This window comes from Streptomyces sp. NPDC006385 (genome assembly GCF_040612485.1).
In the GTDB taxonomy this organism is placed as follows: Bacteria; Actinomycetota; Actinomycetes; order Streptomycetales; family Streptomycetaceae; genus Streptomyces.
Genome location: NZ_JBEXQG010000005.1, coordinates 78,653 through 101,088 on the forward strand (window position 1 = coordinate 78,653; position 22,436 = coordinate 101,088).

Annotated in this window: 14 protein-coding genes and 1 pseudogene; 5 read left to right on the forward strand and 10 right to left on the reverse strand. The window is 69.3% G+C overall.

The genetic code is table 11. From position 1 onward, the window contains the following. Window positions 1-40 precede the first annotated feature (40 nt). Genes ABZ078_RS05325 through ABZ078_RS05335 form a run of 3 tightly spaced genes read left to right on the forward strand, consistent with a single transcriptional unit; the run spans window position 41 to window position 2,697 of the window. Window positions 41-928, forward strand: a complete 888-nt coding sequence (locus ABZ078_RS05325) for a metal-dependent hydrolase (RefSeq protein ID WP_356571838.1) — start codon at window positions 41-43, stop codon at window positions 926-928. Beyond that, window positions 928-1,950 carry a PDR/VanB family oxidoreductase gene (locus tag ABZ078_RS05330; RefSeq protein ID WP_356571840.1) on the forward strand — a complete coding sequence of 341 codons (1,023 nt, stop codon included), beginning with the start codon at window positions 928-930 and terminating at the stop codon, window positions 1,948-1,950. The genes ABZ078_RS05325 and ABZ078_RS05330 overlap by 1 nt, the downstream gene beginning before the upstream one ends. Window positions 1,951-2,007: 57 nt before the next feature. Then, window positions 2,008-2,697, forward strand: a complete 690-nt coding sequence (locus ABZ078_RS05335) for a TetR/AcrR family transcriptional regulator (protein ID WP_356571842.1) — start codon at window positions 2,008-2,010, stop codon at window positions 2,695-2,697. Window positions 2,698-2,700: 3 nt separating this feature from the next. Here ABZ078_RS05335 and ABZ078_RS05340 read toward each other — a convergent pair whose 3' ends face one another. The 10 genes and pseudogenes from ABZ078_RS05340 to ABZ078_RS05385 form a co-directional block, all read right to left on the reverse strand. Beyond that, window positions 2,701-3,057, reverse strand: a complete 357-nt coding sequence (locus ABZ078_RS05340; RefSeq protein WP_356571844.1) for a 5-carboxymethyl-2-hydroxymuconate Delta-isomerase — start codon at window positions 3,055-3,057, stop codon at window positions 2,701-2,703. Window positions 3,058-3,085: 28 nt separating this feature from the next. Beyond that, a complete protein-coding gene (locus ABZ078_RS05345) occupies window positions 3,086-4,759 on the reverse strand; it encodes a fused response regulator/phosphatase (protein ID WP_356571846.1) in 1,674 nt (557 codons plus the stop codon). Window positions 4,760-4,837: 78 nt separating this feature from the next. Continuing rightward, window positions 4,838-10,240: a pullulanase-type alpha-1,6-glucosidase gene (gene pulA / locus ABZ078_RS05350; RefSeq protein ID WP_356571848.1), complete on the reverse strand. Its 5,403-nt coding sequence runs from the start codon at window positions 10,238-10,240 to the stop codon at window positions 4,838-4,840. Window positions 10,241-10,345: 105 nt separating this feature from the next. Then, window positions 10,346-11,320: pseudogene (locus ABZ078_RS05355) on the reverse strand (non-reducing end alpha-L-arabinofuranosidase family hydrolase); the annotation flags it as partial. A 101-nt stretch (window positions 11,321-11,421) separates the two neighbouring features. After that, on the reverse strand, window positions 11,422-12,861 hold the full coding sequence (locus tag ABZ078_RS05360) for a glycoside hydrolase (RefSeq protein ID WP_356571850.1): 1,440 nt from the start codon (window positions 12,859-12,861) through the stop codon (window positions 11,422-11,424). 156 nt (window positions 12,862-13,017) lie between these two features. Continuing rightward, window positions 13,018-14,394: an alpha-amylase family protein gene (locus tag ABZ078_RS05365; RefSeq protein WP_356572092.1), complete on the reverse strand. Its 1,377-nt coding sequence runs from the start codon at window positions 14,392-14,394 to the stop codon at window positions 13,018-13,020. A gap of 281 nt (window positions 14,395-14,675) precedes the next feature. Further along, window positions 14,676-16,406 carry a glycoside hydrolase family 13 protein gene (locus tag ABZ078_RS05370; RefSeq protein ID WP_356571852.1) on the reverse strand — a complete coding sequence of 577 codons (1,731 nt, stop codon included), beginning with the start codon at window positions 16,404-16,406 and terminating at the stop codon, window positions 14,676-14,678. A 157-nt stretch (window positions 16,407-16,563) separates the two neighbouring features. Continuing rightward, the gene (locus tag ABZ078_RS05375) at window positions 16,564-17,469 is read right to left on the reverse strand and encodes an ABC transporter permease subunit (protein WP_356571854.1); all 906 of its coding nucleotides are present in this window, start codon (window positions 17,467-17,469) and stop codon (window positions 16,564-16,566) included. A 13-nt stretch (window positions 17,470-17,482) separates the two neighbouring features. Then, on the reverse strand, window positions 17,483-18,487 hold the full coding sequence (locus tag ABZ078_RS05380; protein WP_356571855.1) for a sugar ABC transporter permease: 1,005 nt from the start codon (window positions 18,485-18,487) through the stop codon (window positions 17,483-17,485). A 109-nt stretch (window positions 18,488-18,596) separates the two neighbouring features. After that, the gene (locus tag ABZ078_RS05385; protein WP_356571857.1) at window positions 18,597-19,865 is read right to left on the reverse strand and encodes an extracellular solute-binding protein; all 1,269 of its coding nucleotides are present in this window, start codon (window positions 19,863-19,865) and stop codon (window positions 18,597-18,599) included. Between the two features lie 381 nt (window positions 19,866-20,246). Here ABZ078_RS05385 and ABZ078_RS05390 point away from each other — a divergent pair, with 381 nt between their 5' ends. Together ABZ078_RS05390 and ABZ078_RS05395 are read left to right on the forward strand one after the other, a co-directional pair. Then, window positions 20,247-21,281, forward strand: coding sequence for a LacI family DNA-binding transcriptional regulator (locus ABZ078_RS05390; RefSeq protein WP_356571859.1), 1,035 nt, complete (start codon window positions 20,247-20,249; stop codon window positions 21,279-21,281). Window positions 21,282-21,432: 151 nt separating this feature from the next. After that, a complete protein-coding gene (locus ABZ078_RS05395; RefSeq protein WP_356571861.1) occupies window positions 21,433-22,416 on the forward strand; it encodes a phosphatase PAP2 family protein in 984 nt (327 codons plus the stop codon). The last annotated feature ends 20 nt before the right edge of the window (window positions 22,417-22,436 follow it).

The window sequence follows — 22,436 nt, forward strand, 5'->3', positions numbered from 1 at the left end:
AGGGGTTCACCCGCGGGCTACCCGTCAGTACATTGACGCCATGTCGCATACGCGGGAGCGGGTGCCCCTCAAGGCCCGCAAGGTGTCCTTCTCCTGGGACGGCACCCCGTTGCACTGGGTGCCCGGGGATCCGTTCACGACCCACACCATCAACGTGCTGCATCTGCTCCTGCCCGCCGGTGAGCGGTGGTTCGTGCACGTCTACAAGCAGGTGCTGCCGTACATCCGGGACGAGCGGCTGCGCGAGGACGTCCTCGGGTTCATCGGGCAGGAGGCGATGCACTCCCAGGCCCATGACGAGGTGCTGCCGCATCTGCGGGAAAAGGGCCTCGATCCGACGCCGTACACCGCGCAGGTGGACTGGCTGTTCGAGAAGCTGCTGGGCGACCGCACCCTGCCGCCGGGCCGGGCGCGCCGCTGGTGGCTGATGGAGCGGGTGGCGCTCATCGCGGCCATCGAGCACTACACCGCCTTCCTCGGCGACTGGGTGCTGAACGCCGAGGAGCTGGACCGGCGCGGTGCCGACCCGACCATGCTGGACCTGCTGCGCTGGCACGGTGCCGAGGAGGTCGAGCACCGGTCGGTCGCCTTCGACCTGTTCACGCACGTCGACGGGAGCTATCGGCGGCGCGTGCGGACGTGGGCCACGGCCTTCACGGCACTGGTGTTCCTGTGGCAGCGCGGGGCGCGTTTCTTCATGGAGAACGACCCGACGCTCGTCGACGGCAAGGCGACCTTCAAGGACTTCTACGTGCGCGGCAGGCGCGGCACGCTCCCCGCGACCGGGGACATGCTCAGGTCCGTCCCGCGCTACCTGAGCCGCGCCTACCACCCCTCCCAGGAGGGCTCCACCGAACAGGCCGTCGCCTATCTGGCCTCCTCCCCCGCCGCGACGGCGGCGGAGAAGTCGGAGAAGGGTGCCGCCTGATGCCGAAGCTGCGGACCGTGACGGTCGTCGCCGGTGCCGCCCTGCTCGCCCGGCGGGCGATGCGGCGCCGGATAAAGGCGTCGCCCCTGTGGCCGATGCCCGCCCTGGAGGAGCCGATCTCCGGACGGCCGCGCTCGCGGGCGCTACGGCTGCTGGTGACCTCGCGCGAGCCGGTCGCCGAGGGGGTCGTACGACTGCGGCTGGAGGGGCACGACCTGCCGCGCTGGGAGCCCGGTGCGCATCTCGACCTCGTGCTGCCGTCGGGGCTGGTGCGGCAGTACTCGCTGTGCGGCGACCCCGCGGACACCTCGTCGTACACCGTGGCCACCAGGCTGGTCCCGGACGGCCGGGGCGGCTCACGGGAGGTGCACGAGCAGGTGCGGGAGGGGATGGAGCTGGAGGTGCGCGGGCCGCGGAACCGCTTCCCGCTGGTCGAGGCCGAGTCGTACGTGTTCGTCGCGGGCGGCATCGGGATCACCCCGGTCCTGCCGATGCTGCGGGCGCTGCCCGACGGCGTCGAGTGGCGGTTGCTGTACTGCGGACGCGACCGCGCCTCGATGCCGTTCGTGGCGGAGGTCGAGAAGCTCGGCGAGGACCGGGTGACCGTCGTCGAGGGGCTGCCGGATCTCGACGGGCTCCTGGCGGACGTACCCGGCGGTGCCGCCGTCTACTGCTGTGGGCCGGAAGGGCTGATGGCCTCGGTGGAGGAGCGGTTCCCGGGCGTCCACCTGGAGCGGTTCGCGCCCCGCGCCTCGGGAGGCGGCGCCTTCGAGGTGGAACTCCGGCGCAGCGGGCGGACGTTGACCGTGCCGGAGGACTCGACCGTCCTGGCGGCGGTACGTGCCCAGCTGCCGGACACCGCGTACTCCTGCGAGCAGGGTTTCTGCGGGACCTGCCAACAGCGGGTGCTGGAGGGCGAGGTGGAGCACCGGGACGAGCTGCTGACGGACGCGGAGCGGGGCGACTCGATGCTGATCTGTGTGTCGCGGGCGCGAGGTGATCGACTCGTTCTGGACATGTGAACGCCGCTGACCGGTCCGGGTCCGTTCGGGGCCGGAATCGATCGGTAAGGTGTTCGCATGACTACCGGGGTACGGCGAAGAATGGGAGTCGAGGAGCGGCGCCAGCAGTTGATCGGCGTCGCCCTCGAACTGTTCAGCCAGCGCTCGCCCGATGAGGTCTCCATCGACGAGATAGCGTCGGCCGCGGGCATTTCGCGCCCCCTGGTCTACCACTACTTCCCCGGCAAACTCAGCCTGTACGAGGCCGCGTTGAAGCGTGCCTCGGAGGACCTGGCGGGCCGTTTCGTCGAGCCCCACGACGGCCCGCTGGGGACGCGGCTGCTGCGGGTGATGCGCCGGTTCTTCGACTTCGTCGACGAGCACGGCCCCGGTTTCTCGGCGCTGATGCGGGGCGGCCCGGCGGTCGGCTCGACCGCGACGAACGCGCTCATCGACTCCGTACGGCAGGCCGCGTATGTCCAGATCCTTTCGCATCTGCGGGTGGAGAACCCGCCCGCGCGACTGGAACTGGTCGTCCGCTCCTGGATCTCGCTCGCCGAGTCGACGGCACTGATCTGGCTGGACGGCCGGCGCATCCCGCGTGCCGAGCTGGAGAAGCAGCTCGTGCACGACTTCGCCGCGCTGGCCGCCGTCAGCGCCGCCTACGACGACGAGATGGGCGCGCTGCTGCGCCGCATGCTGAAGGACGAGCCGGCCGACGGTCCCTTCAGTGACCTGGTCGGCCGGCTGATCTCGCTGGCGTCCTGAGGCTCAGGCGTCGAACTTCCGGTACGACGGATCAAGGTCCCGCACCTCGGCGGACGCGTGCAGCGCGGTGCCGTCCGCGGGCTTCACATGGGTGCGCAGCAACTCCAGTACGGCCTCGGTCAGGCGTGCCTTGGTCTCGTCCGTGCGTCCCGCCAGCAGACCCAGGGTGACATGGACGATGGCGTGGCCCTCCGCGTCCCGCCCGACGGTCGTGTCCTCGCCGGGCCGGAACTGCGTCTTGCACGCCTCGTACTTCGCGGCCGCGATCTCGACCACCGCGTCATGCAGGGCGAGCGCGAAGCCGCGCCGGTCGAAGCCCTCGGCGAGCGGGGCGGAGTAGTCGACGGTGATCTGCGGCATGAGCACTCCTGTTCTACGGCGACAGGGCTCACCCTAACCGCAGCGCCAGCATCGCGATGTCGTCCTCCTGGTTGTGCCCGAAGCAGCCCAGCAGGGTGTCGCACAGCTCGTCCACCCCGGGCGGGGCGTCGGCGGCGGCCGTGCGCAGCTGCTCCATGGAGGTGTCGAGGTCGATGCCGCGGCTCTCGATGAGCCCGTCGGTGACCATGAGGAGACGCTCCTTGCCGGTCAGGACCAGCTCGCTCGGCTCGGGCCGGTCGAGGCCGAGCCCGAGCAGCGGACCGTCCACGTCGACGTACTCGGCGTCGCCCTCGTCCCGCACGACCAGCGGCGGGATGTGGCCCGCGTCGGCGATGCGGGTGCGTCCGGTCCCCGGGTCGACCAGGGCCAGGCAGACCGTGGCGGTGACGTCGGGGTGGTAGTGCTGGAGCATCCGGTCGAGCCGTTCGGCCAGCGCGCCCGGGTCGCTCTCCTCGACGCAGTAGGCGCGCAGCGCGTGCCGGATCTCGACCATGACGGTGGCCGCGTCCAGCGAGTGCCCGACGACGTCCCCGACCGCGGTGAGCACACCGTCCGGGGTGCGCAGGGCGGCGTAGAAGTCGCCGCCGATCTCGGCCTGCCGGGACGCGGGCACATACCGGACGACGACCTCCACGCCGGGCAGCGAGGGCAGACGGTACGGCTGGGGCAGGAAGCTGTGCTGCAGGGTGAGGGCGACATGCCGCTCGGCCTGGTACATCAGCAGGGGTTCGGCGGCGAGCGCGGTGGCCTGCGCGAGCCGGGCGAGGAGGCCGTCGTCGGCGTGGCACACCGGTGTGGCCACACACACGGGGGTGCGGCCCGCCTCGGAGAACGCCAGCACCCGGCCGGCGTCCTCCTGGACGCCGGGGCGGAACAAGCCGGCGGGCCACAGCGCGGCGGGCACGACGGTGCTGTGCGCGCCGCCCCGTCCGGGCCGGCCCTTGGCGAGCCGCGTGATCAGCCGTGCCGCCGCCACGTGCGGGGCCGTGCCGGGCAGGCCGGTCCCGGGCAGCCCCGCGTCGGGCAGGGCGGTGGGGGTCCCCGCCGCGCGGGCGACCCCGCGCCCCGGGGGCGGGTGCGGGGAGCTGCCCCAGTGCGGTCCGCCGTCCGGGCCGATCACGAACACGACGGCGGGGGTGCCGGTGAGCCGGGCCGCACCGGCGGCGGCCGCGTCGGCCAGCTCCCCCAGGCAGCGTGCGGTCTGCACGTCGACGATCGCCTCGGACAGCAGCGTCAGCCGGTGGGCGAGCGTCTCGGCCGCGGTGCGCCGGCGCGCCCCGCGGACGGCGGCCCGTACGACGGCCTGGATCTCGCTCGGCTCGGCCGGCACCGTCAGATATGCCTCGGCGCCCGCGTCCAGACCCCGGCACCGGTCCCCCGCCTCCACGGCCCTGGCGGAGAAGTGGACGACGGGCAGCGCGGCCGTGGACGGCCGGGACTTGACCCGGCGGCACAGCTCGAAGCCGTTCATGTCCGGCAGCCCCACGTCGACGAGGGCCACGTCGGGCAGGGCGCCCGCGCGCAGCCGCACGTCGAGTTCGCTCAGCGCCTGGCCCGCGGTCGCGACGGGCACGACCTCGTGGCCCGCGCGGCGCAGCACGGCGCCCATGGCATAGCGGTTGGCCGATACGTCGCCCACGACCATCACGGTCGTGCCCGGCTGCCTGCCGTAACCGTCCATCGTCGCCAGCCCCTGGGTACACACACGGATGGGGCGGGCCCGGCGCACCGGGTCCGCCCCACTCAAGCTAGCGCCGCGTCAGGGGATCCGTGAGAAGACGGCGACACTACGCCCCGGAACGGCGAACGTGCCGGAATTCTGCTCATAGGACGATGACTTGACGATAGAGTCCGCCCCCGCGGCCTGTACCGGATGCAGCTCATAGCCCTCGCCGGCCAGCGACCCGATCCGCTGTTCCCGCTTCTCGGGCGTCGCGTTGAAGACGACGACGAGGTCACCGAGCCGCATGGTGATCACGCCGGGCGTCTCGTCCGGCCCGGACAGCGGGAAGGACAGCTTCGACTGCACCTGGGCCGCCGTGCCGAGGGAGAACGCCGACTCCGTCGACCGGATCCTCAGCAGGTCCCGGTACGCCGCCGAGGCCCCCTCGATCTGCTCGCAGCCGACCTTGACGCTGCCCAGCAGGGGCTTGGCGTACGGCCACTTGGACGCGTTGTCGGCCGCCATCGGCAGGCCCCGGCCGAAGCCGTTGCCGTCGGCGCAGTTCCAGTGGATGGCGTTGAACCAGTCGCCGCTGTCGTAGGAGTTGCGGTCCAGGGACTTGGAGCGCAGCAGGTCGGTGCCGGCCTGGGAGAGCGCCGGGCCCTGCGAGAGGGTGGCCGTGGCCATGGCGAGGACCTGCATACGGGCGCGGTCGGCGGCGCTCACCGTCGCGGGCAGCTTGAAGGCGAGGGTGTCGAACAGCGACTCGTTGTCGTGCGCGTCGGCGTAGGCGAGGGCGTCGCCGGGGGCGTCCGCGTAGCCGGCGGGTGCGCCGTTGTAGTCGACCTCGGAGCCCTTGACCTCCTTGCCGCTGGTGTCGGTGAAGCGGTAACCGGCGAGATTGCCGGACAGCCCGACCTTGATCAGGTCCTGGTAGTGCAGCAGCCGCGCCTTCTGCTCCTGTGCACTGCCGTTGTTCTGCGACGCGTTGGGCTCGTTGAACAGCCCGGACGCGAAGCCCTGGACGCCGGGGTCCTCGTCGAAGGGGCCGCCACCGCGCACGGCGTCACGGGCGCGGTCGGAGAAGGTCGCGATACCGGTGCCGGCCATGTTCTTCTGGGTGGCCTGCTCGAAGCGGGCGTCGTCGGCGACCTCGCCGAAGTTCCAGCCCTCGCCGTACAGGATGATCTTCTTGCCGTCGACGCCGTCCTTGGCGAGGGTCAGCTCGTCCAGGGCCTTGCGGACCGCCAGGATGTTGGCCTTCGGGTGGTGGCCCATGAGGTCGAAGCGGAAGCCGTCGACCTTGTACTCCTTGGCCCAGGTGACGAGCGAGTCGACGACCAGCTTGCCCATCATGGCGTTCTCGGTGGCGGTGTTGGCACAGCAGGTGCTGTTCGCGACCGAGCCGTCCGCGAGGAGGCGCTGGTAGTAGCCGGGGACGATCCGGTCGAGGACGCTGGTGTCCGCCTGGCCGCTCGCGGCGGTGTGGTTGTAGACGACGTCCATGACGACGCGGAGGCCGTCCTCGTTGAGGGCCTTGACCATCTTGCGGAACTCGACCGTGCGCGCGGTGCCGTCCGGGTCGGTGGCGTACGAGCCCTCGGGGACCGTGTAGTGGTACGGGTCGTAGCCCCAGTTGTAGGCGTCCTTCGCGGCGATCTTCGCCACGCACTCCTGCTGCTTGTCGGAGTCGGCCGGGAAGGAGGCCAGGTCGCAGTCGACGGTCGCCTGCTCGGACTTCTTCTCCGGGATGGTGGCGATGTCGAAGGCGGGCAGGAGATGGACGTACGAGGTGCCGGCCTTCGCCAGCTCACGCAGGTGCCTGGAGCCGTCGCTCGCCTTGTCGGTGAAGGCGAGGTAGGTGCCGGGGTGCTCGGCGGTCTTGTCCTCGACCGAGAAGTCCCGGATGTGCAGCTCCTGGATCTGGGCGTCCTTGAGCGGTACGGCCTTGGGCTTGGTGTACGTGGACCAGCCGCCGGGGGTCAGGGACTTGTCGTTCAGGTCGACGACCAGGCTGCGCTGGGAGTTCGCGGTGAGGGCGACCGAGTACGGGTCGGTGACCTTGTTGGTGACGACCTTCCGGACGCTGGGCGCCCAGACCTTCACGACGTACCGGTACGGCTGGTTCTTCCAGGACCTGGGGCCGGTGGCGGACCAGACGCCGGTGCTGTCGTTCCGCTTCATGGCGACGGTGGAGTCACCGATCTCCAGCTTGACGGACTGCGCGGTGGGCGCCCAGACGGCCAGGGTCGGCCGGCCCTTGTCGAAGGTCGGGCCGAGGTCGGACTTCGTCGCCCCGGAGTACAGGTCGTCGAGCACGCCCGCGATCTGGACACCGGTCGCGGCCAGGACGGCGCCGTCGGCAGCGCGCTGGGAGGCGACGATCTGGCCCCTGACGGCCTCGCGGACCCGGTCGCGGTCACGTGGGTCGACCGACCAGGCTGCGTAGTCCTTCAGGTGCGGGAACTTCGCCTTCTGGGCGTCGGTGAGGGAGGTCCTGGACAGGCGGAGCCAGCGAGCGTCGTCACCGGTCAGCGCGCCGTCCTTCACCTCGATCGAGCCGTCGCGCGAGTACAGCAGCTGGGTGGAGGCGGCGCCCTCGGAGCCGTTCCAGGCGAGGGTGTCGCGGTCGATCCAGACCGCCTTGGAGGTGGTCAGGTCGAGCGCGGCCGCCGAGCCCGCCGGCTGCGGGAGCAGGTACTTCTCCTGGCCGCTCACCAGCCACACCTCGTGGCCGTTCGCCGTGAGGTCGAGCGACTGGTCGGCGGGCAGGTCCTTCTCGTCGCCCTTGTGGATGATGTAGCTGAGGCTGGTGGCACCGTCGGTGAGCGGTACCTCGAAGACCGCACCATAAGGGTCAGTCTTGACCGGCTTCAGGGGGTTCGACCAGTCGGTGGGGTTCGCGGCGCCCGTCCAGACGTGCAGGCCCCAGCCGTCGTAGTCGCCGTCGGCGCGGTGGTAGTGGAGGGTCGCCCTGGTCTTGTCGGGAGCCGGGTAGTCGGCCGCGGGCTTCTCGGTGCGTACGGCTTCCTCGCCCTGCTCGATCCAGATCTCGCCGGTCTTCGTGAGGTCGATCGTGCGGTCGGCGGAGATGTCCTTGTCGCCGTCCTTGTCGATGACGAGGAAGCTTATGTTCGAGGCGCCCGGCTTCAGCTTGACGTAGGCGAAGGCGCCGTAGGAGTCGCGGCCGACGAAGGGGTGGCTGTCCGGCCATTGGGTGGACTCGCCGTCGGCGACGTCGCCCCAGGCGTACAGGCCCCAGTTCGCGTAGTCGCCGTCGGCGCGCTTGTAGTGGACGATCGCGTGGTCGCGGGAGGCGGCCGTGGGGGTCTCGGGCGCGGGCGGGGTGCCGGTGGCGGAGGCCGCCGTGGCACTCGCCGTACGGCCCGCCGAGTCGATCACGACCGCCTTGTAGCGCAGGGCGGTGCCGGGCGGCACGTCCTCGCCGATGGTCTGCGTGACCTTGTACGGGGCGTGGTCGGCGGAACCGAGGGTGCGCCACTTGCCGTCGCCGACCTGGGCGGCGAAGACGACGCGGTTGAGCTGACCGCCGTCGACGTCGGCGGAGAGTTCCACGGTGCCGGTGGCTCCGGCGGCCGGGGCCTTCAGGGTGAGCGTCGGCTTCGTGGCGGGCCCGGCGAGCTTGCCGGCCGCCTTCAGGACGATCGCCGAGCCGGCCGGGACGGTGACGGTGACCTTCTTGTCGCCGTCGCTCCTGACCGAGTCGCCGGTCCCGTAGATGCCCTTGAAGACCATGCGGGCCGAACCGGTGGCGAAGGTCGCCGACTTCGCCTCGTCGGCGTTGTTGAAGGCGACGACGTACTCGGTGCCCGTCCTGGCGTCGGTGCGGGAGAAGGCGTAGACGCCGGCGCCGTCGGCCGCGTAGCGCTCGGTCTGGATCCCGTCGGCGAGGGCCGGGTGGGCCTTGCGGAGCTTGGACAGGGCGCTGATCTGCCGGTAGAGCGGGGCCTTGGTGTCGTAGGCGTCGCTCGCGTGGGTGCGGTCGGTGCCGAGCTGGTCGTCGTCGAGGTAGTCGGCGGTCTTCGAGGCGAACATGCTCTGGCGGGCGTCCTTGTCGCCGCCTGCGCCGGTGAAGCCCTGCTCGTCGCCGTAGTAGACGACGGGGTTGCCGCGGCTGAGGAACATCAGCTCGTTGGCGAGCCGGTCCTTCTTCAGCAGTTCGGCGTCGGTGGCCTTCGGGTTGTCCTGGTTCAGGAAGTACCCGATGCGGCCGATGTCGTGGTTGCCGAGGAAGGTGACCTGCTCGTAGGCGTTGGCCTTGTCGGTCGTGTACTTGTAGTCGGCGCCGAAGACGCCCGCGAGCTTGCGTGCGCTGCCGCCCTGGGAGGCGTACTGGCGTGCCGCCTCCTGGAAGGGGAAGTCGAGCGTGGCGTCGAGGCGGCCCTGGGTGACGTACGGGGACGTGATGTCCGTGTCGGCGGAGTAGACCTCGCCGAACATGAAGAAGTCGTCGCGGCCCTTCTTGGCGGCGTAGGCGTCGAGGGCCGTGGCCCACTGGGTCCAGAACTCCATGTTGACGTGCTTGACGGTGTCGATGCGGAAGCCGTCGATGTCGAAGTCCCGCACCCAGCGCTGGTAGATCTTCTCCATGCCGCTGACGACCTCGGGGCGCTCGGTCCACAGGTCGTCGAGGCCGTTGAAGTCGCCGTGGGTGGAGCTCTCACCGGCGAAGGTGGAGTCGCCGCGGTTGTGGTACATCGTCGGGTCGTTGAGCCACGACGGGACCTTGTTGTTCTTCCTGACCTCGGGCGTGCGCGGGAAGGAGTCCGAGTCGACCGCGGGGAAGCGCTCGGTGCCGTCCGCGTAGTCGGCGTCGTCGAAGGGCTTTCCGTCCTTGGTCAGGTACGGGAATGCGCCCTTGGAGAGGTAGTCGTAGGACTTCTCCTCATAGTCGACGACGTCCGCGGTGTGGTTGGTGATGACGTCGAAGAAGACCTTCATGCCCTTGGCGTGCGCCTTGTCGATGAGGGTCTGGAGGTCCTTGTTGGTGCCGAAGTGCGGGTCGACCTGGGTGAAGTCGGTGATCCAGTACCCGTGGTAGCCGGCGGAGGCGTTCGAGCCGGTGCCTTGTACGGGCTCGTTCTTGAAGAGGGGGGCCATCCAGATGGCGGTGGTGCCGAGGCCCTTGATGTAGTCGAGCCTCTTGGTCAGGCCCTTGAGGTCGCCGCCCTGGTAGAAGCCCTTGTCGGTGGGGTCGTGGCCGGTGGTGAGACGGGATCCGGTCAATCCGCCCTTGTCATTGCCGCGGTCGCCGTTGGCGAAACGGTCCGGCAGGACGAAGTAGAACTGCTCGCGGGTGGCGTCGTGCCGGGCCGGCTCGGCGGCGAGCTTCGCGTCGGACGGGGGCGCCGGCGGGGTGGCCGCCCCGGCGGCGAGGGGCTGGACGAGCGCTGCGGCCAGCGCGGTCACGGTGACCGCAGCGACCCGTCCGGCATGTGCGGTACGGCGCCATGGCGGCGCCGGCCAACTCGGTATCACTGACGTGGACTCCTTGCGATGCGGCTCTCTTGGGTCCGACCCCGCGTGACCGTATCGCCGCCGAAAGCTTTACAGCAAGAGTCCTGAAACGATCGGTAAGAATTTTCAGCAGGGGGAGTTCGTCTGCGTCAGCAGTCCCAGCCGCCAGGGCAGGGTGTTGTAGGGGCCGCCGGCCGCCGGGTCCTTGCCCTGGTAGAGGAACTGGAGGCGGCACGGATTGATGGTGAGGGTCTGGTTGTTGAAGTGGCGGACCATCTCGCCGTGGCTGATGTCACGGGTCCAGGGCGTGCCGCTGAACGTGACGTTGTTGGCCCGTGCGAAGGGGTTGGACTCGGTGTCGGCCAGCGGGGTCCACCTGCCGGTGATGCTGGTCGACGTCCAGGACCGGAAGTACCGCCTGCCGGTGCCGTCGATCGCCTCGACGAGCAGCAGATAGGTGTTCGAGTCCTTGAGTTTGTACACGTTGGAGGCCTCGAACAGGCGGAACTTGTCGGCGTCCTGCATGGCGATGACGGTGTTGCCGAAGCCGTTCGGGTAGTTGGCCATCGTGGTCTCCGACCGGTACAGGTGCCCGTTGTCGTCGGAGGAGAACAGGTAGCACTTGGCGCTGTCGCAGATGACCCAGAAGTCGACCCAGTAGCCGCTGCCGATGTTGTCCTTGACGATCTGCGGCATGCCGTTCGCGTAGAACTTCTTCGGAGCGCTCCACGACCTGGGGTTGCTGATGTCCGTCGTGGTCGAGTAGGCCGCGTTGTCGCCGGTCTGGAAGACGAGGTACCACCGCTTCTGCGGCTCGAACCAGAACACCTGCGGCGCCGCCTTGTACCCGGAACCGATCGCGGTCTGGTCCAGGTAGTGGTGCTTCGCGGAGCCCGCCTGCTGCCAGCTGGGGAAGGTCACGTACACCATGCTGTACGAGCCGCCGGTGGTCGTGGTGCTGGCGAACACGTGCCAGGCGCCGTTGTGGTAGACGACCGACGGGTCCTTGATGCCGCTGAGCTGGTGAGTGGAGTCCGACTTCGGGGAGATGAGCACCCCGCTGGAGTTCCACTTGTAGCTGCTCGGCAGGGCGGCGGCCGCCGCCTCCGACGACGCGGAGGTCGGTGCCACCAGGGCGCCGAGCAGCAGGGCGAGTCCGCCGACGAGGACTCCCAGGAGTCTTGTCAGGCGCATCGTGCCTCCTATCGCTTGATCGTGTAGGTGACGAGCGAGCGGGCCGGGACCGTGGCCTTCAGCGATCCCCCGGTGACCGGCACGGCCGACTGCCGGGCGGTGCTCTGGGAGCCGTTGGTCAGATACGGCGTCGCCGTTCCGGTGGTGAAACCGACGTTCCGCAGGCTGAACGACACCGGGGTGGCGGTCGCGGCCGCGTTGAGCGCCACGACGGTGACGGATCCGTCGGTGTCGCGAAACGCCGACAGCTTGAGGGCGGCGTCGGACGCGGTGGCGCCGATGCGGGTGGCACCGGGCCGGATGAAGCGGCTGTAGTTCGCCAGCGCCCACAGGCGTTTGGAGACGCGGTAGTTCGCGCCGTCCATCTGGATCAGCCCTCGGGTGGTGCCGACCGAGGCGCCGTACCAGTAGACATAACCGCTGGTGTTGCCCTTGGTGAGGGCGTCGTGCACGGCGGAGGCCACGGTGAACCCGTCGTAGCCGCTGCCGTCGTCCCATGCCTCGTTCCAGGTGGAGCCGTCGGGCGACCACTCCGACATCCAGGTCCGCTTGCCGGTCGGCAGCGGGCTGTCGACCGGGCTGGCGTAGGGGTGGCCGGCGTGGGTGTCGACGTAGCCCCGGGCGGTCGCGTCGGCCTCGATGGCCCTGGTGTACTCCTTCTGCTGCTTCCAGCCGAGGGAGTCGCAGCACACGACCTTGTACCCGCCCGCCCTGGCCACGGGCCCGAAGACCTTGGTGAACTCGACCGCTTGGGCGTGGGTGAACCGCATCGAGTCGTAGGTGGTCGTCCAGTCGGGCTCGTTGGTGAACCCGAGGTCGGTGATGCGGATGCCCTCCTGGGCGTAGAACTTGGCGTACTGGACGAGGTAGTTCGCGTACGCCTTGCGCCAGTCGCCGCTCGGGCAGGAGGCACCGGCCAGGCCGCACAGGGTGCCGCCGTTGACATCGCTGCCGTTGGTCTTCATGTAGCCGGGCGCGGTCCAGGCGTCGGCGTAGAAGCGGTTCACGCCGTACGCCTTGGCCTGCTGGGCCAGCCACACCTGGCCGTTGTCGTCGCGGTCCCACACGTACTCGGGGGTGGCGTTCGGCCCGCCGGGGTCGGTCGGCTGGATGCCGGAGTCGATGCCGAGGCGCAGGATGCTCAGCCCGACGCCGCTGGTTCTGCTGAACAGCAGGTCGAGGATCTCGCGTTGCCGTTGTGCGGGCAGACCCTGTGAGCCTCGCATGATGTCGGCCCGCCCGAAGTGCTCGGAGATGCCGAAGCCGTCGATGGGCTGGTGCCTGGTGGACCCGTCGATCGTCGCCGAGGCGTCCGCCCGGACGGCCTCCCGGGTGTCCGCGGGTGAGGCCCCCGCGGCCCCCGCCGTGATTCCGGCGGTCGTCAGCAGCACCGCGACGGAGGTCACTGTCCACTTCCTGAGGCCGCGCAGCGTGATCCGTCCCGTCATGGGAGCGCTCCCAGTGGTATGCGGTCGCCCCTCGGGACACCGAGGGGCGATTGTTCGAAATGATGAACAGCGTTCAGGGAGTTGCCACTGTGAAGGAACGTAAGGCAGCGTTCCGGAAGCGTCAATCCCTCCCGCACCGCATCCGTGCGCTCCTGCTCAGCAGTTCGATCTGCCCACGTGGAGGGCGAGCGCCGTGTGCGCGCCGAGCGTGGCGGTGAACCGGCCGCCGGAGTCGACCGTGACCGCGGTGTTGTTCTGCACGTTGCAGTAGGTCCCCGCCGGCAGGGAGGTCTGGTAGGTCCTGGTCAGGGAGGCGGACTCGTGGTTGATGGCCACGAAGCCCTTGCTGCCGCGCCCGAAGGCGATCGCGTCGCCGCCGTTGTCCCACCAGTCGGTGACGGCCGCACCGCGGGTGGCGTTGCGGAAGGCGACCATCGACCTGATCTCCGGCCAGTTGTGCTGGCACTTCCAGCCGTTCTGCCAGCAGGCGTCCACCTGGCCGCCGTTCGGCGGGCCGGCGTCGTGGTCGGTGAACTCGTAGCCGGAGTTGATGTCCGGGGCGCCGTAGGGCCAGGCCAGCATGAAGACGTTGGCCAGCGTGTAGGTGGCGCCGTCCTTGTAGTTGAGGGTGCTGCCGTTGCGCTCGGTGTCGTGGTTGTCGACGAAGACGCCGGAGACACCGCTGTTCAGGTAGCCCCAGCCCTCGCCGTAGTTCTTCAGATAGGCGAGGTTCTCGTTGGTGAAGACGCGCTTGAGGTCGTAGGCGTAGCGGAACTCCTGGACATCGCCGTTGCCCGTGTACTCGGTGGGCTGGACGGCCTCTCCGCCGCCGTAGATGACCTCCTGCTTCCAGTACACGGACGGGTTGCCCAGGCGGGACTTGATGTTCGCGAGGTCGGCGGCGTCCATGTGCTTGGCCGCGTCGATGCGGAAGCCGTCGACGCCGAGCGAGAGCAGGTCGTTCATGTAGCCGGCGATGGCGCCGCGGACGTAGCCCTCACCCGTGTCCAGGTCGGCGAGGCCCACCAGTTCGCAGTGCTGGACGTGCCAGCGGTCCTGGTAGTTGGAGATCTGGCTCGTGCAGTCGTCGAAGTCGAACGACGAGTACAGGCCCGGGTAGGTGTACTTGCTGTACGACGAGCCGCCGGTCCCGGTGCCGCCGCCCGCCGACATGTGGTTGATGACGGTGTCGACGACGACCTTCACACCGGCCGCGTGGCAGGTGTCGACCATGTTCCGGAAGGCCGCGCGGTCACCGAGGCGCCCGGCGATCTTGTAGCTCACCGGCTGGTACGAGGTCCACCACTGCGAGCCCTGGATGTGCTCGGCGGGCGGGGAGACCTGGACGTAGCCGTAGCCGGCGGGGCCGAGGGTGCGGGTGCACTCCTTGGCGACCGAGGCGAAGTTCCACTCGAACAGGACGGCGGTGACGTCCTTGCCGCCGGGCGGGGAGGCGGACGCGGGAGTGGCGGGGGCGATGACGGCTGCCGCCGTGGCGGCGAGCACGGTCGCGGTCACGGACCATCTCGATATCACAGGCGTAACTCCTTGCGATGACGGCCAGGCGTCTTTGCCGGGCGCCGGCGCGACCGTATCGCCACGAAAGGTTTACAGCAAGAGAGTTGAAAGTCATAGCAAGTACTTTCATCCGCAACCTTGACGTGCCCTCCTCAACCCCCTCACGAACTCCCTCACGAACTCCCTCACGCTCACCCGTCGTTGAAACCCGGACCCGCTGCTTCCCCTCCCCTCCGGGTGAACGCAAGCGGCCCGGCTCACCGCGGAACGGTGGGCCGGGCCGTTGCTTCGGTCCGTCAGGCCGTCGTCCACCACACCGTGGTGTCCGACGGGACCTTCGCCTCGCCGTCCGCCTCGGTGATCTCGCCGCTGGTGAGCAGCACGCGGCCGTACGCCGGCAGCGTCACGGACTCGCCGCTCGTGTTCACGACGCAGACGAACTCGCCGCGGCGGAAGGCCAGGACGCCCTCCGGGGCGCGAAGCCACTGCACCGAGTCACCGGCGCCGAGGTCGGGGTGTTCGCGGCGGGCGGCGAGAGCGGCGCGGTAGAGCTCCAGGGTGGAGTCCGCGGCGCCGCTCTGAGCCTCGACGCTCAGCTCCCCCCAGCCCTCCGGCTGCGGCAGCCAGCTGCCGCCCGTGCCGAAGCCGTACGACGATCCCGTGCGCGTCCACGGGATCGGCACCCGGCAGCCGTCGCGGAAGCCGTCCTGACCGGCGCCGCGGAAGTACGCCGGGTCCTGGCGCACCTCGTCGGGGAGGTCGACGACGTCCGGGAGCCCCAGCTCCTCGCCCTGGTAGACGTACGCCGACCCCGGCAGCGCGAGCATCAGGAGCGTGGCGGCGCGGGCGCGGCGCAGGCCCAGTTCGCGGTCGCCCGCGGTGCGGATCTGCGTGCCGAGGCCGGGCGGGTTGGCGAAGCGGGTGGCGTGCCGGGTGACGTCGTGGTTGGACAGCACCCAGGTGGCGGGGGCGCCGACCGGGCGCATCGCATCGAGGGTGCGGTCGACGACCTCGCGGAGCTCGGCCGCGTCCCAATCGGTCGACAGGTACTGGAAGTTGAACGCCTGGTGGAGTTCGTCCGGGCGGACGTAGTTCGCCGTGCGCTCGACGGTCGGGGTCCACGCCTCCGCGACGAAGATCCGCCCGCCCGTCTCCCACCACCGCCCTTCCGACGAAGGCCCTTCGGGCCCCTTCTTCTCGGCGTACTCGTCGAGGATCGTGCGCCACTGCCGGTAGATCGCGTGCACGCCGTCCTGGTCGAAGAACGGCATGACATCGTTGCCCAGCAGTTTGAGCTGCTCGTGGGAACCGAGGTCGGGCAGGCCGTCCGCCTTCACCAGGCCGTGGGCCACGTCGATGCGGAAACCGTCGACGCCGATGTCGAGCCAGAAGCGCAGGATGGAGCGGAACTCGTCGCCGACCGCCGGGTGTTCCCAGTTGAAGTCGGGCTGCTCGGGGGCGAAGAGGTGGAGGTACCACTCGCCGGGAGTGCCGTCGGGCTCGGTCACCCGCGTCCACGCCGGACCGCCGAAGATGGACTCCCAGTCGTTGGGCGGGAGTTCGCCGTTCGCGCCCTTGCCCGGGCGGAAGTGGTAGCGCTCCCGGAGCGGGGAGCCGGGGCCGTCGGCGACCGCCCGCTTGAACCACTCGTGCTGGTCGGAGGAGTGGTTCGGGACCAGGTCGACGATGATCCGCAGGCCCAGCTCGTGGGCGTCGCGGATCAGCGCGTCCGCGTCGAGCAGGTTGCCGAACATCGGGTCGACGGCCCGGTAGTCGGCGACGTCGTAGCCGGCGTCGGCCTGCGGGGAGGCGTAGAAGGGGCTGAGCCACACGGCGTCCACGCCGAGGTCGCGCAGGTACGGCAGGCGGGAGCGTACGCCTTCCAGGTCGCCCATGCCGTCGCCGTTGCTGTCGGCGAAGCTGCGCGGATAGACCTGGTAGATCACCGCGTCCCGCCACCAGTCACGGCGCTTGGCGACGGTGGCGACGGCGGAGGTTTCGGCCCGGGCGGTGGGGTGCTGGCTCATGGTGTCCTTGGTGCGTAACGGATGTGAGGTCGAGGTCATGGGGGTGCGTCTCCGGCGAGCGGGGATGATGAGGCGGCCGCGGTGACAGCGGGGTCGGATGGACACCGCGGCCGCCACCCGCGCGACCAGGCGCACGGGAGTCGAGATGAGCCTTGGCTCAGCCCTTGGTGCCGCCCGCCGTGAGTCCGGTCACCAGGTTCTTCTGCACGAAGTAGAAGAACGCGGAGACGGGTATGGCGATCAGCACCGCGGTCGCGGCCATGAGGTTGCGCTGCGCGTCGTGCTCGCTGACGAAGGTCTGCAGACCGACCGCGAAGGTGTACTTCGTGTCGGACAGCATGAACGTCGACGCGAACGCGACCTCACCGAAGGCCGTGAGGAAGCTGTAGAACGCGGCGACCGCCAGACCCGGTTTGGCGAGCGGCAGGATCAGTCGCGCGAACGTGCCGAAGGGGGTCAGCCCGTCGACGCGTCCCGCCTCGTCGATCTCGAACGGGATCGTGTCGAAGTATCCCTTCATCAGCCAGGCGCAGTACGGCACGGTCGTCGAGCAGTAGACGAGGATGAGACCAAGGTAGTTGTCGATGAGCTGGAGCTCGGACAGGATCTGGTACATCGGCACCATCAGGACGGCCACCGGGAACATCTGGGTCACAAGCAGCACCCACATGAACTTCTTGTAGCCCGGAAAGCGCATCCGCGAGACCGCGTAGCCGGTGGTGGCGGAGATGATGACGCCGATGACCGTGGTGCCCAGCGTGACGATCAGTGTGCTCGTCAGCCAGTCGAAGAACTTGGTCTCCGTCAGGACGAAGGTGTAGTTGTCCAGCGTCATCTTCCCCCAGATGCCGCCGGGGTGGAGATAGTCGTCCTTGTCCGGTCCGAGGGACAGGAAGACCAGCCAGGCGACGGGGAACAGCGCGATCAGGCTCGCCATGATCAGGATGCCGTGGGAGACGAGGGACGTACCGAGGCTGTTCTCGCCGCGGCGCACCTTGCGCGGGCCTGCGGTGGTCACGGAGTCCTGCTTGTTCACCGGGGTCTCAACAGTGGTCGTACTCATGGGGACTCCTGCCTCAGATCGCGAGCTGCTGGTCGTTGCGGTTCAGCCAGCGGCGGTAGAAGGAGGTGAAGACGATCAGGATGGCCAGCAGCAGGATGCCGTAGGCGGCCGACTGCGCGAAGTCGCGCGGCTGCTGTCCGAAGCCGAGGTAGTAGGCCCAGGTGACGAGGATCTGCGCGTCGGGGGCGGTGTCGCCGAACAGCAGGAAGATGATGGCGAACTGGTTGAAGGTCCAGATGACGCCGAGCAGGACGACGGTGGAGCTGACGGACCTCAGGCCCGGCAGGGTGACGTACCGGAACTGCTGCCATCTGCTCGCGCCGTCCATCTCGGCGGCCTCGTACAGCGAGGAGTCGATGGACTGCAGTCCGCCGAGCAGGGACAGCATCATGAACGGCACACCGCACCAGGTGTTCACCATGATCGCGGCGAACCGCTGCCAGAAGGTGTCCTCCAGCCACAGCGGCGTCGGCAGGTGGAGCGTCTCCAGGAACGAGTTGATGATGCCGCCGTCGGCGAGCATGAACCGCCAGCCGAAGACGGTGACGAAGGTCGGCACGGCCCACGGCAGGATCAGGATCAGCCGGTACAGGGTGCGGCCGCGCAGCTTCTGGTTGAGCAGCAGGGCGAGGCCGAGGCCGATGGTGTAGTGCAGGGTGACGCAGGCCGCCGTCCAGAAGATCGTCCAGACGAAGTGCGACCAGAAGCGGTCGTACGCCGTCTCGCCCCACAGGATGTCGGCGTAGTTGTCGAAGCCGATGAACTTGTAGGTGGCCTCGATCTCGTTGACGCCGATGGTGCGGGCGCTGTTGAGGCTGGTGGCGTCGGTGAGGGTGAGGTAGAAGCCGTACGCCAGGGGGTACAGCACGAGGACGCCGAGGACGACCACCACCGGGGCGATCATCGCGTAGGCGTACCAGTGCTTCTGGTAGCCGTGCTTCAGGCGCCGGCCCAGCCCGGGGCGCGGCGCGCGGTCACCGCGGCGCTTGCCGGTCGCGCGGTCGATGGCGACTGTCATGGTTCGACAACCTTCTCGAAGATCAGCAGATCAGGGGTGTACGGCACACAGGCCGATGGCCGCCGGGTCCGTCCCCCCATGTCCAGGCGGACCCGACGGCCACTCGGGGTCACTTGCTGAAGTCCGGCACCAGCTTGGCGATGGCGGTCTCGGCGGTGCTCAGCCCCTTGTCCAGGGACACCTTGCCGCCGGCGATCTTCAGCAGCTCGGTGTCCAGCGGCCCCCACAGGGAGCTGTACTCGGGCAGGGCCGGTCGCGGCTGGGCGGAGGACAGGACCGTCTGGTAGCCGGCGATGCCCGGGTCGGCCTTGACCGCGGCGGTGTAGGCGTCGTCACGGGTGGGCAGCGTGGAGTTCTTCAGGGCGATGGTCTCCTGGGCCTTCGCCGAGGTCATGAACTTCACGAACTTCAGGGCCGCCTTCTGGTGCGCCTCGTCGGAGCCGGCGTACACGGAGAGGTTGTGGCCGCCGGTCGGGGCGCCCGCCTTGCCGGAGGAGCCGGCCGGGACGGTGGCGATGCCGAGGTTGTTCTTGTTCTTGAACGCCGAGCCCTTGTAGAAGTTGGTGATCTCCCACGGGCCCTGCATGATCGCGGCGACCTTGCCGTTGACGAACGCCTCCTGGATGTGGGCGTAGGCGTCGGCGGTGGTGTCGGCCTTGTGCAGGCCCTTGCCGTCGAAGAGGCTCTGCCAGGTCTGGTAGCCCTTCTTGGCCTCGGCGCCGGCGACGGTGATCTTCTTGCCCTCGACGTCGACGGTGTCGGTGCCCTCGCCGTAGAGGAACGGCTGGGCGTAGTAGGCCTGGGTGGAGCCCCAGTAGCCGTCGACGCCGGTCTTGTCCTTGATCGTGGCGGCGGCCTTCTTCAGGTCGTCCCAGGTCTTGGGCGCCTCGACGCCGGCCTTCTCGAACAGCTCCTTGTTGTAGACCAGGGCGAGGGTGTCCGTGGTGAACGGAACGCCGTAGACCTTGCCCTCGTACGTGGCCTGCTCGATCAGGTTGGGCTTGAACTTGTCCTGCTCGGCGAGGGCCTCGGTGCCGTCCAGCGGCAGGAAGTAGCTTTTCTTGGCGAAGGCGGGCGTCCACCCGACCTCGGAGCGCAGGATGTCCGGGGCGCCCTTGGAGCCGGCGGCCGTGTCGAACTTGTTCTGCGCCTGGTCGAACGGGACGTTGACGTACTTGACCTTGATGTCCTTGTTGGCGGCCTCGAACTCCTTGACGAGGGCCTGGTACGTCGGTGCCTCGTTGGTGGCGTTGGAGGTGTCCCACCAGGTGAGGGTGACCGGCCCGTCGGCACTGTCGCCGCTGTCACTTCCGCCGCAGGCCGTCGCCGCGAGGGCGAGGGACGCCACCAGCGCGGTGGCCGCTATGCCACGCCGCATGAGATCTCCTTGAGGGTGAAAGCCCGTGTGGTGCAGGGGCGGCCCCGTCTGCCTGCCCTGCTGTCGTGCCGACCGCGCCGTTGCCGCCGCCGGGCGTCGTGAACGTAACAGCGATGCAATCCCCGCCGAAAGTCCTTGCAGCAAAAAAATGCAAGAGATCTCCGAAGTTATCCGGGCGTGACCTCTTGGCGACCGTCGTGAGACGCTTCTTTTCAAGGGTGGAGCGGCACATCGGGCAGTTGTGCAAGACTCTGCAAGCTCTTGCCATCACTTTCACGAGGGAGCGCGATGACGCAGCAGCCCGGGCCAGGCCGGTCAACAGGTCGCCCACGGCGTCCCCTTGGTGTGCACGGCGACACACGGCCGGTACAGTCCAGTGGCGTGACCACACGGCTTGCCGACATCGCTGCTCAGGCGGGGGTGAGCGAAGCGACCGTCAGCCGCGTCCTCAACGGGAAGCCGGGCGTCGCCGCCACCACTCGCCAGTCCGTGCTGGCCGCACTCGACGTGCTCGGCTACGAGCGCCCGGTGCGGTTGCGGCAGCGCAGCGAGGGCCTGGTGGGCCTGATCACGCCGGAGCTGGAGAACCCGATATTCCCGGCGCTGGCCCAGGTCATCGGCCAGGCCCTGACGCGCCAGGGCTACACGCCGGTGCTGGCCACCCAGACCCCGGGCGGCTCGACGGAGGACGAGCTGACGGAGATGCTCGTCGACCGCGGTGTGGCCGGCATCATCTACGTCTCCGGGCTGCACGCGGACACCACCGCGGACATGCAGCGCTACGAGCGGCTGCGCGCCCAGGGTGTCCCCTTCGTCCTGGTCGACGGCTTCTCCCCCAAGGTCCAGGCCCCCTTCATCTCCCCCGACGACCGCGCGGCGATGACCCTGGCGGTCACGCATCTGGTCTCCCTCGGCCACACCCGCATCGGTCTCGCCCTGGGCCCCAAGCGGTTCGTCCCGGTGCAGCGCAAGATCGAGGGCTTCGTCCGCACGATGCAGGACCAGCTGAGCCTGCCGGCGGACGTCATAGAGACCGAGCTGATCCAGCACTCCCTGTACACCCTGGAGGGCGGCCAGGCCGCCGCCACGGCGCTCATCGGCCGCGACTGCACGGCGGTGGTCTGCGCCAGCGACATGATGGCGCTGGGCGCGATACGAGCGGCCCGTCAGCACGGTCTGGAGGTCCCGAAGGACGTCTCGGTCGTCGGCTTCGACGACTCCCCGCTGATCGCCTTCACCGACCCACCCCTGACGACGGTCCGCAAGCCGGTCCCGGCGATGGGGCAGGCCGCGGTACGCACGCTCCTGGAGGAGATCGGCGGGACTCCGGCCCCCCACAGCGAGTTCGTGTTCATGCCCGAGCTGGTGGTGCGCGGTTCGACGGCTTCGGCGCCCGGCAACCGACATCACCCCTGAGTCCGCCAAGTCCTCCCCGAGGCGGAGAATTCCCCTGTCCGCCCCTTCGTCGGCAGGAGGACGGGACGGTCCGCCGACCGTAGAACGTGCGCGCTGAACCCAACCGGAGGATGATCGGTCGGGGAAGTCTTTTCTGGCAGACTCTGTGCCCATGGGTGACAGGACCGTGACGACACTGGAAGGTCTGGAAGCGGCCGTTCCGCCCCCCGTCGCGGAGGAGACGGGGCGGGGGCTCCTGCGCCGGTTGCGCACCCCGCGTCGTCCCCGCCTCTGGTTCGAGATCCTGCTGATCGCGGTGAGTTACTGGACGTACTCACTGATTCGCAACGCGGTACCGGAACAGCGGGCCGAGGCACTGCGCAACGCCGACTGGCTCTGGAACCTGGAACACCACCTGGGCATCGCCGTCGAGCAGACGGTCAACCACGCCGTGAACTCGGTGACTTGGCTCATCGTCGGCATGAACTACTACTACGCGACGCTGCACTTCATCGTCACCCTGGGCGTCCTGGTCTGGCTGTACCGCAGCCACCCCGGCCGTTACGCGGCGACCCGCCTCGTCCTCTTCGCCACGACCGGCGTGGCGCTGATCGGTTACTACCTGTACCCGCTCGCTCCCCCACGGCTGATGACCGACGGCGGCTTCATCGACACGGTCATGATCCACGACACCTGGGGCTCCATGGCGTCCGGCGACCTGAAGAACATGTCGAACCAGTACGCCGCGATGCCGTCCATGCACATCGGCTGGTCCGTATGGTCCGGCCTGACGATCTTCGCCCTCGCGAGGCTCCCCTGGGCCCGGGTCCTGGGCCTGCTCTACCCGGCGGCCACCCTGGTGGTGATCGTCGCGACGGCCAACCACTTCTGGCTGGACGCCGTAGGGGGTTTGGCCTGCCTGGCGTTCGGCTACACGCTGGCACGCCTCTGGTACGGAGCGCTCCCGCACACGCTGCCGAGGCGAGTGCCGCACCCACGCACCCACCCGCACCCGACCACGGCGAGCAGGGGCCGTGCCGGGGGGCTTGCGCCCGCGGCGGCGGGCGTCGGCGAACAGCGCCTCGTGCCCGACGGCAACCGCCCGACCGAGGACGCACACCCCCCGGCACGGCCCCGACTCACCCGCCGGCCGTAGGTGCTACGCGCGCCACCACC